At 51.4% G+C, this 13,581-nt stretch carries 11 protein-coding genes; 5 read left to right on the plus strand and 6 right to left on the minus strand.

Going from position 1 to position 13,581, the window contains the following annotated elements:
• Positions 1-62: 62 nt before the first annotated feature.
• The 4 genes from E6C74_RS06940 (at position 63) to E6C74_RS06955 (ending at position 3,945) form a co-directional block, all read left to right on the plus strand.
• Positions 63-992, plus strand: coding sequence for a DMT family transporter (locus tag E6C74_RS06940; RefSeq protein WP_136483954.1), 930 nt, complete (start codon positions 63-65; stop codon positions 990-992).
• Between the two features lie 143 nt (positions 993-1,135).
• Positions 1,136-2,548: a nodulation protein NfeD gene (locus E6C74_RS06945; RefSeq protein WP_136483955.1), complete on the plus strand. Its 1,413-nt coding sequence runs from the start codon at positions 1,136-1,138 to the stop codon at positions 2,546-2,548.
• Positions 2,523-3,320, plus strand: a complete 798-nt coding sequence (locus E6C74_RS06950) for a slipin family protein (protein ID WP_136483956.1) — start codon at positions 2,523-2,525, stop codon at positions 3,318-3,320. Before E6C74_RS06945 ends, E6C74_RS06950 begins: the two co-directional genes overlap by 26 nt.
• 199 nt (positions 3,321-3,519) lie before the next feature.
• Positions 3,520-3,945 carry a VOC family protein gene (locus tag E6C74_RS06955; protein ID WP_136483957.1) on the plus strand — a complete coding sequence of 142 codons (426 nt, stop codon included), beginning with the start codon at positions 3,520-3,522 and terminating at the stop codon, positions 3,943-3,945.
• An 81-nt stretch (positions 3,946-4,026) separates the two neighbouring features.
• Here E6C74_RS06955 and E6C74_RS06960 read toward each other — a convergent pair whose 3' ends face one another.
• The 4 genes from E6C74_RS06960 to E6C74_RS06975 form a co-directional block, all read right to left on the minus strand.
• The gene (locus tag E6C74_RS06960) at positions 4,027-5,013 is read right to left on the minus strand and encodes an LLM class flavin-dependent oxidoreductase (protein WP_136483958.1); all 987 of its coding nucleotides are present in this window, start codon (positions 5,011-5,013) and stop codon (positions 4,027-4,029) included.
• Between the two features lie 109 nt (positions 5,014-5,122).
• Positions 5,123-5,986, minus strand: coding sequence for a formate dehydrogenase accessory sulfurtransferase FdhD (gene fdhD, locus E6C74_RS06965; RefSeq protein ID WP_136483959.1), 864 nt, complete (start codon positions 5,984-5,986; stop codon positions 5,123-5,125).
• 13 nt (positions 5,987-5,999) lie between these two features.
• Positions 6,000-6,902 carry a LysR family transcriptional regulator gene (locus E6C74_RS06970; RefSeq protein ID WP_136483960.1) on the minus strand — a complete coding sequence of 301 codons (903 nt, stop codon included), beginning with the start codon at positions 6,900-6,902 and terminating at the stop codon, positions 6,000-6,002.
• A gap of 243 nt (positions 6,903-7,145) precedes the next feature.
• Entirely contained in the window at positions 7,146-7,451 is a 306-nt protein-coding gene (locus tag E6C74_RS06975) for a bestrophin family ion channel (RefSeq protein WP_240798141.1), read from the minus strand.
• Between the two features lie 758 nt (positions 7,452-8,209).
• On the opposite strand from E6C74_RS06975, the gene E6C74_RS06980 reads away from it, so the two are divergent.
• A complete protein-coding gene (locus tag E6C74_RS06980) occupies positions 8,210-10,534 on the plus strand; it encodes an FdhF/YdeP family oxidoreductase (protein ID WP_136483961.1) in 2,325 nt (774 codons plus the stop codon).
• 149 nt (positions 10,535-10,683) lie between these two features.
• On the opposite strand, the gene uxaC is transcribed toward E6C74_RS06980, so the two are convergent.
• Positions 10,684-12,096, minus strand: a complete 1,413-nt coding sequence (gene uxaC / locus E6C74_RS06985; RefSeq protein WP_136483962.1) for a glucuronate isomerase — start codon at positions 12,094-12,096, stop codon at positions 10,684-10,686.
• A gap of 11 nt (positions 12,097-12,107) precedes the next feature.
• Positions 12,108-13,571 (minus strand): fructuronate reductase, encoded by a 1,464-nt coding sequence (locus E6C74_RS06990; RefSeq protein WP_136483963.1) that lies wholly within the window; start codon positions 13,569-13,571, stop codon positions 12,108-12,110.
• Between the last annotated feature and the right edge of the window lie 10 nt (positions 13,572-13,581).

The raw sequence follows: 13,581 nt of genomic DNA on the forward strand, positions 1-13,581 counted from the left end.
TTATTCTAATGTTGAAATCAATACACTAGGCAACCTGTTTTGACAAGTTCTTTGGAGTGACGATGAATTCCGATTCAATCCTGAAAGCAGTTGTGCTTCTTCTTATCTGTACCTTTTTCTGGGGCAGCAGCTTTCCCATCGGCAAACATGCGTTGCAGGAAGTGAATGCGCTGACCTTAGTCTTCTGGCGCTTTGTTATCGCTGCAGCCTGTCTGGCGCTGTATGTGCGTGTCGCGCGCATGCCTAAACCTGTCATCACCAACCGCCAGTGGCTGTGGGTGTTTGCGGTCAGCGCTGTGGGCGTGGGTGGTCTTAATCTCGGGCTTTTCACCGGCCTTGCCTATACCAGCGCAACCAATGGCTCGCTGATCATGGCTCTCAGCCCGTTAATGACCTCGCTGATCGCTAGTGTCGCTCAGCGCAGCTGGCCGTCACGCGCACAATGTTTCAGTCTGCTGGTCAGTCTGACCGGGGTACTGATGGTGATCACTAACGGCCATCTTGAAACCCTGCTTTCCTTGCAGATTAACCATGGTGATAAGCTCATCTTCTCAGGCATGCTAGCCTGGAGTCTGTACACCTATTTCAGCCAGGGTATCAGTCGTTGGATGGCGGTGATCCCTTACACTCTGGTAGGAATGCTGAGTGGCGCGGCCGTGATTGGCGTGATGTGCCTGTTCTCATCTGACGTGCATCCGTTTGCCGAACTGTTTAATGCCAGCGCTGTCGGCATTAGCGAGGTGGTGTACATCGGTTTGTTTGCCACCGTGGCCGGTTATCTGTTGTGGCTCAATGGTGTGCGACGCCTCGGTTCGGCCAGCGCAGCACTGTTTTTTAACTTCGTGCCGATTTTCTCAGTCCTGACTTCCTTTGTGATGGGGCATGCGGTGACTCAATTGCAGTTAGCCGGTATTGGATTAGTGGTGGCGGGCCTGCTTCTGCCTCGGATTCGTTTGCCGAAACGCAAATCAATGGCCTGTCCTCAGCAGTGATGTTGTGAAGATTGAGCAATAATAACGAGCAACAGCCAGCAGGGCGGGATATTCCCGCCCTTGTTTTATCTATGGCGATATTCACACAGCAAAGGTGAGGATTTTAGCTAAACTCTAATTAGAGTTTTATACCGGATCTGATTATGTATCGTCGGCTATTTGCAGCGCTTTTGTCGGTGCTGCTGAGTGTCTCAACACTGGCGACGGGTGAAACGGACAGTGGCACGCAGCCAGAACAGTCAGCATTGCCACAGTTACAGCGTTCATCTACCGTTCCAGTGATCACCATCAGTGGTGCTATCGGCCCTGCTGTTGGCGACTATGTGATCAAAGAGATTCAACGTGCCAATTCCATCGCTGATGCTCCGGCAATCGTTATTGCGATTGATACTCCCGGTGGCCTGGTGTCCAGCCTACGCGATATAAACCAACATATCCTTGCTTCCCACATACCTGTGCTTTGTCTGGTTCATCCGCCAGGAGCTCGCGCTGCCAGTGCGGGTACCTATATTCTTTACGCCTGCCATATTGCAGCAATGGCACCTGCGACCACACTTGGGGCTGCGACGCCGGTACAAATGGGTGGCCCAGGCCCGGGTGGAGAACAGCAGGACAAGCCCAGCGAACCCAGTGCGATGGAGAAAAAGATCCTCAACGACTCAATAGCTTATATTCGTTCTCTGGCACAGTTGCGTGGCCGTAATGTCGAATGGGCGGAAAAAGCAGTGCGTGAAGCCGCTACCTTATCGGCTAGCGAAGCACTCGAGCTGAACGTGATTAACGTTATGGCTGAGTCACCCCAGGATTTATTGTCAGCAGCGACAGGGCAAACGCTCGAGCTGAATCATCAGCAAGTGATGCTCGATTTTAGTCACGCTCAGGTCGAAAAGCGTGACCCTGATTTACGCAATAAGTTTTTGGCCACCATCACTGACCCTAACGTCGCCTATATCCTGATGATGATCGGGGTATATGGCCTGTTACTCGAATTCTATAGTCCGAGCTTTGGTATTGCCGGGATCACCGGCGCAATCTGCCTGCTTATCGCCTTGTATGCTTTCCAGTTGTTGCCAGTGAACTATGTGGGGCTGGGCTTGATGTTGCTCGGTATCGCTCTGTTTATTGCCGAATCCTTCCTGCCCAGCTTTGGGTTGCTCGGTTCAGGTGGCATTGTGGCCTTTGTACTTGGCTCGGTGTTTTTGATCGACAGCGATCTGCCTGAGCTACGTGTTTCCCTGACGTTGATTTATGCGATTGCCGCTGTGTCGGCAGGGGTGATCATTTTTGTGCTCAAGCGCGTTATGGAGCTGCGCAAAAAACAAGTGGTCAGTGGCAGCGAAGCGCTGGCTGGTGAGCATGGCGTTGCGTTGGAGAGTTTTACCGGACACGGTTTTGTGCATGTCGAAGGTGAACGTTGGGAAGCCATCAGTGACGTACCGTTAAGCAAAGGGGACCCGATACGAGTCATTGAACTGGATGGCTTGATTCTGAAAGTCACTAAAGTTTCTCAAGTAAAAAGGAGTACAGACGATGCCAGCAATTCCAGTCAACACTGAGCTGCTAACACCGATTCTGATTGTGGTGCTGGTGGTGCTGATCGCAGTGCGCTTATTCCGTATTCTGCGTGAGTATGAACGCGGGGTGATTTTCTTCCTCGGTCGATTCCAGAAGGTGAAAGGTCCGGGTTTGATCATCGTCATCCCGGTCATCCAACAAATGGTGCGGGTCGATTTACGCACGGTCGTGATGGATGTACCGAGTCAGGATGTCATCAGCCGTGACAACGTGTCGGTGCGGGTCAATGCCGTGCTCTATTTCCGCGTGGTTGATTCACAGAAAGCCATTATTAATGTGGAAAATTATCTCCAGGCCACATCGCAACTGGCTCAGACCACCTTACGTTCGGTGCTGGGTCAGCATGAGTTGGACGAGATGTTAGCCAACCGGGAAATGCTCAATGCGGATATTCAGGCCATTCTCGATGCCCGCACGGAAGGGTGGGGGATTAAAGTCTCCAACGTCGAAATAAAACATGTCGATCTGAATGAATCGATGATCCGCGCCATTGCCCGTCAGGCCGAAGCTGAGCGGACCCGACGCGCGAAAGTGATTCACGCATCCGGTGAGATGGAAGCTTCAGAGAAACTGGTGGAAGCGGCTAATCGTCTGGCGACTGAGCCGAATGCCATTTTGCTGCGTTATTTGCAGACATTAACCGAAATCGCCGGCGAAAAAAGCTCGACCATACTATTTCCGATGCCAACCTCAATGATGGAAGGTTTGTTCCAGACCCTGACTAAAAACAAAAAACCTGATAAAGAGCCCTGATTCTGGGCGCGTGAGCACGGGGCAGAGCGGCCGGCACAGGTACACTTGAACAAGTGGTTGACGTTTGAGGTGTTCAACTACTTAAGTCAAAGGGAAGTAAGGTGTTAACGCCAAGTCTGACCGCTGTATTAGTGGCAAAACAATGCAGTATCAGTGGCAAAGCAGTGCTGTAGCAGTAGCAAAAATCAAGGAAGTGCTCATGAGTTTACAACCGTTTCATTTAGCGATACCTGTCTATGATGTGCCGCTCGCCCGGCAGTTTTATCGCGAAGTCTTTGGCCTCGAAGAGGGGCGCAGCGCAGAAAGCTGGGTCGATTTTAATTTTTTCGGTCACCAGTTGGTGATCCATTTTCATCCGCGTACCGCCGATCAGGAGCGGGCGGTGACTAACCCGGTCGATGGGCATGATGTTCCGGTGCCGCATTTTGGTGTGGTGCTGACCTGGGAGCAGTGGCAAGCGCTGGCCGAGCGTCTTAAGCGCTACAACATTGAGTTCGTGATTGAGCCGTATATTCGTTTTCAAGGCCAGGTTGGTGAACAGGCAACTATGTTTTTTTTCGATCCGTGTGGTAATGCGCTGGAATTTAAAGCGTTTAAAGATATGGGGCAGTTGTTCGCCAAGTAGGCAGGAACTGTGCTTTAAATCGACAACAAAGCCGCGTTTTGACGCGGCTTTGTGCTGTTTGTGGTTGCGCTCAGACCTGGCTTAGCGTAACTCTGACAGCAGCTGATACGATTTCAGTTTTTCCTGATGATCGTAAATCATGGCGTTCACCATGATCTCATCGGCCTGAGTCCGCTCAAGCAGATTTTCTAAGCGGCGACGGACTGTCTCCTGGCTGCCGTGGATCGATTCCCGTAATTGCGTTTCAACATGGCGCTGCTCATGGGGCAGCCACAGCGGGTCCATGCTCATGACCGGTGGCGGTAGTTTGTCGCGTCCGCCACGTGCCATTTTAAGGAACTTCTGCTTTTCCGTCGTGCCCAGATACTGTGCCTGACGATCGGTTTCGGCCACGATTACGTTCACGCCGATCATGGCGTAAGGCTTGTCGAGTTGTTCAGACGGGCGGAAATTATCACGATAGATGTCCAGAGCGCGTAACATCGAATCCGGGGCGAAATGAGCGGCAAAAGCGAAAGGTAATCCCTTGATACCGGCTAAACGGGCACTGTAGGTACTTGAGCCGAGCAGCCACAAAGGCACTTTCGCGTTGTTGCCCGGATAGGAGCGTACCGGCTGGTTGTCGGATATCGGGCCCATAAAAAACTGCAGCTCTTCCAGCAGTTCATCAAAATCAGGATCCATGCGCTCCGGATCGCGGCGCAGCGCGTGCATGGTTGGATAATCGGTACCGGGCGCACGACCTAATCCGAGATCAATCCGGCCCGGATAAAGGGCTTCCAGGGTACCGAACTGTTCGGAAATCACCAGCGGAGCGTGGTTAGGCAGCATTATCCCGCCGGAGCCAAGACGAATTGTCTGCGTATTGGCGCCGATGTGGCTGAGCAGTACGGAAGTGGCGGCACTGGCAATATCGGGCATATTATGGTGTTCCGCCATCCAGAAGCGCTTAAATCCTAACGCTTCAGCGTGCTGGGCCAGAGAAACCGAGTTGCGGAATGTGGAATGAAAATCGGAGCCTTCAGAGACTGGCGCCAGATCCAGGATTGAAAAAGGAGGTAATTGCATGAGGACTCTTGTGTCATGGACGAGTGATCACTATGCCTGTTTATCACGCCAAAATAAACCGACAGAATGTAAGGGCTGCGCTGTTCAGGCGCAGCCCTGATGAAACCGGCTAAGCAGGCACTAAAGATGAAGTACTGCGTGGGCCGGGAGCCGGGCTGTACAGACGTGGCGCGCTGTGCTTGGGCAGATGAATCAGATTGAGATTGTGTTGCCGCGCCCATTGCACAGTTAATGCGGTTGGGGCGGAGAGCGTAACCAGTGTGGCTACTTTCGCGCGCACGGTTTTGTGAATCAGTTCCAGGCTACAGCGACTGGTCATCACCACAAACCCTGTTTGCGGATCAATTTTCTGGTGCAGCATCGCCCCAATCAGTTTATCCAGTGCGTTGTGACGACCAATGTCTTCACGGCACAAGGTAATTTCACCTGCGCTGTTAGCGTACAGCGCTGCGTGCAGGGCACCGCTTTGGCTGGCGAGCACCTGAGCCTCGGCAATGCGTTGGCGTAAATTGATGAATTGACGCGGGTCGGGTGCGGCTACCGGAGTCAGTACTTCAAGCTGCGGCAGTGCCTGCTCCAGAGCTTCAACCCCACAAATACCGCAGCCACTGGTTCCGGCCAGGGTACGGCGCTGGGTTTTCAGTGCCCAGAAGGCGCGGCTGCTCAGTTCCACTTCTGCATTGTGCGAGTCCTGGCCGGTGCGCAGTTGAATGTCGCGAATTTCACTCATCGATTGCACGATGCCGCTGCTGAGGCTAAAGCCGCAGATAAAGTCTTCGATATTACCGGGCGTGACCATCATCACCGCATGATTGAGGCCGTTATAGCTGATAGAAAGCGCGGTTTCACTGGCCAGTGGTTTGTAAGCGATATTCTGTTGCTGATCCATTTCGACGTAGCCGTACTCGTCCGGATTTGGCGCGGCAACGTTAGTATCAGCCAATTCACTTAACTGAGTTAATGTACATGTCATGCTGACCTCCGCGTTAATCTGTCTGATGGCTGCCGGCAGCAAAAATTTCTTGTGCCTTGATAAAGCAGCGTTCTGCTACTGCTGAGCGCGGTTCGGTTTTTCGCATCAGCAATCCCATGCGGGCGCGGACACGGGCGTCTTCAATCGGAATGATGTGCAGCGCATCGTTCATGTGTTCCAAACCGCTGTTGAGCGGCATGATTGCGCAGCACAACCCTGCGTTGACCGATTGCAGCAGTTGGAAGGTGGAGTCACTTTCCAGCAGGATTTTAGGTGTGATGCCTTTACTGCTGAAACTGATATCAATCGACTGCCGATAGTGCATACCTTGAGTGAGCAGGCCTAAAGGCATGCTGTTTAACCTTGTCCAGGCCATCTCGGTCTCGTCGAAATCAAAATAGCGCTGATCGTAGAGCAGCCCCATTTGGGTGGAAGGCAGCTCGATGACGTCAAAATGAGTGGTATCAATCTGATCCATATAACATAAGCCAAGATCGAGCTGGTTGCGGTTAAGGCCGTCGATCACTTGCTCTGAGGTCAATGAAGAGAGCTGATAACGCAGCTCCGGATAACTTTTGGACAAGGGCTCAAGCAACACCATTGGATTCAGGCTGGCCAGAGGAACCATCCCCAGACGCAGGCTACCCACAACCTGGCCGCGACAGTTAGCGGCTTCCGTTTGCAACGCATCGTGCGCCGCCAGTAGGGTATGTGCCCAGGCCAGGATTCGTTCACCCGCTTCGGTTAGGCCCTGATAGCGCTGACCACGATTGATCAAGGTCAGATCCAGCTCTTCTTCCAACTGACGAATGCGCATAGACAGCGTCGGCTGAGTGATGTTACACATTGCTGCGGCTTGCCCGAAGTGCTGGGTTTCATCCAGAGCGATGAGGTATTTGAGTTGCTTAATGTCCATACTACTTCCTTAAGCGGCCCTTTCTTTAAGCGCACTCGTCACTGCGGCAGCCATACTGTGAATGGCAATTTTGGTGCAGGCCGCGTCATGTCCGGTGACCAAAAAGGTCCGCTTGTGTTGAGACTGACAGACTGAATAGATTCAGTTCGACATTATTATCGGCTTTTATTTGTTGTTAGCCGGTTCTCGTCGCGCCGCTACCTGGCTCTGCCGGCGGTTATCTGATCCCCTACAGGGCCAAATTCAGCTCAGGATATAGTCCACCGGCTTTTTCTGCGGAGGCAGTTCGGTAACGTTCAGAGTATCAAGAATATCACGTTCGATGATTCGTACCAGTGCATCGAGTGGCCGTGCATTTTCATCATGACCGAACGGGCCTTCCAGTTCGTCACCAATTGCGTCCAAACCAAACAAGGCATAGCTGACGATAGTGGTAACAATCGACAGGGAGATGCCCAGCAACGTAAACGGCGTCGCTCTGACCTGACTAAACAGTGACGAATACCCACTTTCGACCAGAACAATGATCGCAGCCAGAGCAGTAATCATGAAAATGCGTTTCGCTATTTTTTAGCGATAGACCCTTTTAATGAAAAAAGGATATCAAATAAATTTGGAGTAAAATACACGACCATAGTATTTCCAAACGTATATTCAGCCAGGTGTTGACGTTGTATGACGTATTAAACTAACTGAGGAGAATTAATTATATATAATGAATTTATACGCCTTAATTATTTTGTTGCTACCTGAAATAACCGCAAGAAAATGAGTTACACCGATCGTTAAACCGGATAAAAATATCAGATGATCCCAGGTAGCTTTGTTGCTTGCCTCGTTCTGATGACAAAAAATCTTATCGACATGGTGAAGAAATCGACAGCTTCATTGATCTGGGTCAATCATAATCCCACTATTATGTCTGATCAAATCGGTTGTGTTTATCAAACCATAGAGCCGGCTGATAAATGCGCTTGCATAGCTGAGTATAAAACAGGTCTTAAACCTTGTTTAAATTGTGGACTAGGTGGGTTTAAAATAACCGATAGATGCCATCTATCAAGTGTTAGATAACCTCAATTGGACGATGCAAAATTTTAGGATTACTCTCAGGCCAAATAAAAAACTCGGCAATTTTTATTGCGAGAGTTTGAATTATAACTCAATGAACTTGTCTCTTTATTTCTGTCATCGCACCATGATGCATTGCTCTTTTATGGTTAATGATGCCTGTTTTCAGGGGAAGTTTGCCACATGCTCACAGGTAGATCGTAAGTTCATTGTTATTCCTAACGAGGAGTGTCGTCATGAACCAAAAGGAAAATATTACCGATTATAATGGCCCTGCTGCCGGATGGGGGGCATTAAAAGCGGTAACAACAAGCTGGTTTCGCAGTGAAAATGGCTTTCGTAACCTGCGAGCTTTGTTAAAAACCAACCAGAATAACGGTTTCGACTGTCCGGGATGTGCCTGGGGCGAATCACCGGAAAGCGGTATGGTCAATTTCTGTGAAAACGGCGCCAAAGCCGTCAACTGGGAAGCAACCAGTCGTCTGGTTGATGCGACGTTTTTTGCTCAGCACAGTGTGAGTGAACTGTTCAAACAGACCGACTACTGGCTTGAATATCAAGGCCGTCTTAGCCAACCGATGCGTTATGACGCTGCCAGTGACCATTATGTTCCGGTTTCCTGGGAAGATGCCTTTGCGCTGGTTGCCCAGCATCTGAAATCTCTCGAATCACCTGATCAGGCTGAGTTTTATACGTCCGGCCGTGCCAGTAATGAAGCGGCATTTCTTTACCAGCTTTTCGTGCGTGCTTTTGGCACCAACAACTTCCCAGACTGCTCAAACATGTGCCATGAAGCGAGTGGCGTGTCGATGTCGGAAACGTTGGGCGTTGGTAAAGGCACCGTCGTGTTTGATGATTTTGAGCACGCGGATGCGATTTTTGTTATCGGCCAGAATCCGGGTACCAACCACCCACGTATGCTGGAACCGTTGCGTGAAGCGGTTAAACGCGGCGCTGAGGTTATCTGTCTCAACCCGCTGAAAGAGCGTGGACTTGAACGTTTCCAGAATCCGCAGAAACCAATCGAAATGCTCAGTAATGGTTCTAAACCAACCAGCAGTGCTTACTTCCGTCCTGCTCTGGGCGGAGACATGGCGGTGTTCCGTGGTATGGCGAAGTTCCTGCTGACCTGGGAGCAGCAAGCGCAGCAAAATGGTGACGAGCCAGTTTTTGATCACGATTTTATCCGTGAACACACTTCAGGACTGGATGCTTACCTGCAAGCCGTGGAAGAGACCTCCTGGGATCACATCGTGCAGCAATCTGGCCTGCGTCTGGATGAGATTGAAACGCTGGCGCTGATGTTCCGTCGTGCTGAGCGCGTAGTGATGTGCTGGGCAATGGGTCTGACGCAGCACCGTCATTCAGTGCCAACGATTCAGGAAGTGGTTAATCTCCAACTGTTACGTGGTAACGTAGGTAAGCCGGGTGCAGGCCTGTCTCCGGTGCGCGGACACAGTAATGTGCAGGGCGACCGTACTATGGGCATTAACGAGAAGCCGCCACAGTTTCTGCTGGATGCGATCGAAAAACGTTTTCAGTTTAAGGTGCCGCGTCACCACGGCGATAACGCCGTGACGGCCATCCAGGCGATGGAAGAGAAACGTGCCAAAGTCTTTATTGGCCTGGGCGGCAACTTTGCCCAGGCGACACCGGATACACCGCGAACTCACGATGCGATGCGTAATTGTGAGCTGACCGTGCATATTGCGACTAAGCTGAATCGTTCTCATCTGGTGACCGGCCGTGATGCCCTGATCCTGCCGTGTCTGGGGCGTACCGAAGTGGATATGCAGGCCAACGGCCCGCAGGGTGTGACGGTTGAAGATACCTTCAGCATGGTACACATCTCTTACGGTCAGTTAAAACCGCGCTCTGATCAAATGCGCTCTGAACCGGCTATCCTGGCTGGTATTGCCAAAGCAACGCTGGGCAATTTCCCGATAGACTGGGATTGGGCGATTGAAGATTACGGCCGGATACGCGATATGATTGCAGATACGATTCCGGGCTTTAGCGATTTTAACCACAAGATCGCCAACCCGGGCGGGTTCTATCTGGGTAACACAGCGGCACGTCGCGAGTGGAATACGGCCAGTGGTAAGGCTCAGTTCTCTGCGTCGACGCTACCGGCGCAGCTGATTAATGAAACGGTCACTAAACTCGGTGATACGCCGGATCTGATCCTGCAGACCATGCGTTCCCACGATCAGTACAACACTACGCTGTACGGCCTGAATGACCGTTATCGCGGTGTGTTTGGTAAACGTGAAGTGGTGTTCGTGAGCGAAGACGATATCCTGCGCCTTGGTTTTGAACCGGGTGAAAAAGTGGATATGGTGACGCTATGGGAAGACGGGATTGAACGCCGCGTCAGCGGATTCGAACTGGTGCCCTATGATATGCCAAATGGTCAGGCAGCGGCTTACTACCCGGAAACCAACCCGCTGGTTCCGCTGGAAAGCTACGGCGATCGTACGTTTACTCCGACCTCTAAATTTGTCGCGATTAAGCTGGAAAAATCCAAACCGGATAATATTATTCCGACCACAGCGGCTTAACCTGGCTCTGGCTTACTGCTGAAAAACGAAAGGGAAACACATCGGTGTTTCCCTTTTTATCTTTCTAGCTGGCAAACCCCTGAGTTTCTGCCCGTTAACTGAACTTAACGAAACCGTACTTAATGAAACCGTACTTAACGAAACTAAGCTTAGCTGCGCAGCTCAAAATAGCGTTTGGCGTTATGGAAACAGATGTCTTCCACCATGGATCCTAGCAAGGAGAGGTCGTTTGGCACTTCACCATTTTCTGCCCAGCGGCCGAGTATGTCACACAAAATACGGCGGAAATATTCGTGACGGGTGTAGGATAGGAAGCTGCGTGAATCGGTCAGCATACCGACAAACTGGCTCAGAAGGCCAAGTTGTGACAGTTGCTCGATTTGACGTTGCATGCCGTCTTTCTGATCGTTAAACCACCAGCCGGACCCAAATTGAATCTTACCGGCAATACCGCCACCCTGGAAGTTGCCAATCATGGTTGCCATCATTTCGTTATCGCGCGGATTGAGGCAATACAGAATAGTGCGCGGCAGCTCGTCGCTTTTATCCATCGCATCCAGCAGATTGGCGAGTTCAAAAGCAAACGGACGGTCGCCAATCGAGTCAAAACCGGCATCAGCGCCGAGCAGACGGAACATACGGCTGTTGTTGTTACGCTGCGCGCCGATGTGCAGTTGCATAACCCAACCCAGTTGGCAATAGCGCTGACCAAGCCACACCTGCACAGCGGTTGAGAACTGGGCGCATTCGGTTTCGCTGAGCACAGCGCCGTCTAAACGTTTAGCCAGCAGGGTATCGAGCACTTTCTCCTCAGGAACCGGCGCAAAGCGAACCACTTCAATGCCATGATCCGCGGCGCGGCAGCCATGAGCGTCAAAGTGGGCCAGACGTTTATCCAGAGCGCTGAGTAAATCGCTGAAACGGCGAATCTCAATATCACTGACCTGGCCAAGCTGATGCAGGTAATCGGTAAATCCATCGAGTTCAATTTTAAACACTTTATCCGGGCGCCAGCTTGGCAGCACATCGACATTAAAGCTTTCATCTTCTGCAATTGTGCGGTGATGCTGTAAAGAATCAATAGGATCATCCGTGGTTCCTGCCATGACCACATTCATTTGTTGCATGATCCCACGGGCAGAAAATTCTGGTGTTGCCAGTAATTCGTTGCAATGTTGCCAGACTGATTCGGCTGTTTTTGGCCCGAATAAGGTGTTCGTGATACCGAATGGACGGCGCAGCTCAAGGTGAGTCCAGTGATACAGCGGGTTACCCAGGGTTTGCGGGACTGTGTTGGCCCAGGCCAGGTACTTGTTATAATCACTCGCATCACCGGTGATTAGCTGCTCACTGACCCCGGCGGAACGCATGCCGCGCCATTTATAGTGATCGCCTGCCAGCCAGATTTGAGTCAGGTTTTCAAAGCGGCGGTTACCTGCCACTTCAGCCGGATTGAGGTGACAGTGATAGTCATAAATCGGCTGGTGGCTGGCGTACTCATGGTACAGACGGCGTGCTGTTTCGTTGGAAAGCAGGAAATCTTCGCACATAAATGGTTTCATTTGGGTTCTCCTTACAGGGCGGCAACGGTGGCACGCGCACCGTGATCAAGCAGGGACTGGTAAGCTTTGCTGACAGCTGTGATAACGGCCGGGTTCTGCCCCAGTTCTGGCGGGAAGATCGCCTCCACGCTCAGTAAAGCGGGTACGACCGAGATGTTGTGATCATGCTGATCGCAGATTTGGCGCAGCATATCGGCCATAGGATCGCGGACATCAATCGGATTGCCCTGTTCGTCCACACCGGAGACATAACGCATCCAGCCAGCGATTGCGGTCGCCAGCCAGGAGAAGTCACTGTCGTTGGCGAGATGGAACTTGAGACTGCCGCCCAGGCGTTGCGGAATCTTCTGACTGCCGTCCATGGCAATTTGCCAGGTACGGTGTTTGAGACTCGGATTGGTAAAGCGCTCAATCAGCAGTGTGGCATAGCTTTCCAAATCCGTTCCCTGAGGCATGTTCAGTGACGGTGCCTGCGCCTTCATCATCATGTCAAAGGCGGCTTTGCGATAGCCTGCGTCGGTCATGGTGTCGGAGATATGCTCATAGCCCCCCAGATAACCCAGATAGGCGAGGAAAGAGTGACTGCCGTTTAACATGCGCAGTTTCATCTCTTCATAAGGCACGACATCCTGAACAAATTCCGCACCGGCGACGTCCCAGTCTGGCCGGCCGGCCACAAAGTTGTCCTCAATCACCCATTGACGAAATGGCTCACAGGCAATGCCGCATGGATCATCACAGCCCAGAAGAGAGGAAATTTCAGCCAGTGTATCCTCGGTTGCCGCAGGGACGATACGGTCGACCATGGTACTTGGGAAGGCCACGTTGGTTTCTATCCAGTCGCGTAATTCAGCATCCAGTAACTGGGCAAACTCCAGAATTGCGGCTTTGGCGACATGGCCATTTTCCTGTACGTTGTCGCAGGACATGACGGTAAATGGTGTTAAGTCGCGTTCACGGCGCAGTTTTAGCGCCTGCACTATGTACCCTAAGGCTGATTTTGGTGCTTTTGGATTGCTCAAATCGGCCTGAATCAGCGGATTATTTATATCCAGTTTACCTGTGGCCGGATCGGTGCAATAACCTTTCTCGGTAATGGTCATAGAGACGATGGCGACCTGAGGTTCGGCCATTTTTTCCAAGATTGCATCAATGCCATTGTCCGCCGGATGCATGGCTTCAGTCACCGCCCCGATGATCTTAACCTCTGTCTCCTGTACGCCTTTTTCTACCACAGAGTAAAGACAATTTTGCTGTCTGAGTGCTTGTATCAGTGGGGCACCACTGAAAAGATTAATTTCACAAATTCCCCAATCACTGTTCGTTTTGGTCAGCATGTCATGGGTGAATAATCCCTGATGGGCGCGATGAAACGCCCCAAAACCTAAGTGAACGATTCTGGTCACTAAACGGCTGCGATCATATTGGGGCAGACATACGTCAGATTTTAGCAGCGTATTAGAAATATTTTTCATCTTGGTAGAC

This window comes from Vibrio sp. H11 (assembly GCF_004804295.1).
GTDB lineage: Bacteria > Pseudomonadota > Gammaproteobacteria > Enterobacterales > Vibrionaceae > Vibrio > Vibrio ostreae.

Excerpts from the sequence above, each read along its gene's own strand:
- fdhD (WP_136483959.1), bottom strand. The coding sequence starts at position 5,986 with ATGACATGTACATTAACTCAGTTAAGTGAATTGGCTGATACTAACGTT.
- E6C74_RS06970 (WP_136483960.1), bottom strand. The coding sequence starts at position 6,902 with ATGGACATTAAGCAACTCAAATACCTCATCGCTCTGGATGAAACCCAG.
- E6C74_RS06945 (WP_136483955.1), top strand. The coding sequence starts at position 1,136 with ATGTATCGTCGGCTATTTGCAGCGCTTTTGTCGGTGCTGCTGAGTGTC.
- E6C74_RS06975 (WP_240798141.1), bottom strand. The coding sequence starts at position 7,451 with ATGATTACTGCTCTGGCTGCGATCATTGTTCTGGTCGAAAGTGGGTAT.
- uxaC (WP_136483962.1), bottom strand. The coding sequence starts at position 12,096 with ATGAAACCATTTATGTGCGAAGATTTCCTGCTTTCCAACGAAACAGCA.
- E6C74_RS06980 (WP_136483961.1), top strand. The coding sequence starts at position 8,210 with ATGAACCAAAAGGAAAATATTACCGATTATAATGGCCCTGCTGCCGGA.
- E6C74_RS06960 (WP_136483958.1), bottom strand. The coding sequence starts at position 5,013 with ATGCAATTACCTCCTTTTTCAATCCTGGATCTGGCGCCAGTCTCTGAA.
- E6C74_RS06950 (WP_136483956.1), top strand. The coding sequence starts at position 2,523 with ATGCCAGCAATTCCAGTCAACACTGAGCTGCTAACACCGATTCTGATT.
- E6C74_RS06955 (WP_136483957.1), top strand. The coding sequence starts at position 3,520 with ATGAGTTTACAACCGTTTCATTTAGCGATACCTGTCTATGATGTGCCG.
- E6C74_RS06940 (WP_136483954.1), top strand. The coding sequence starts at position 63 with ATGAATTCCGATTCAATCCTGAAAGCAGTTGTGCTTCTTCTTATCTGT.
- E6C74_RS06990 (WP_136483963.1), bottom strand. The coding sequence starts at position 13,571 with ATGAAAAATATTTCTAATACGCTGCTAAAATCTGACGTATGTCTGCCC.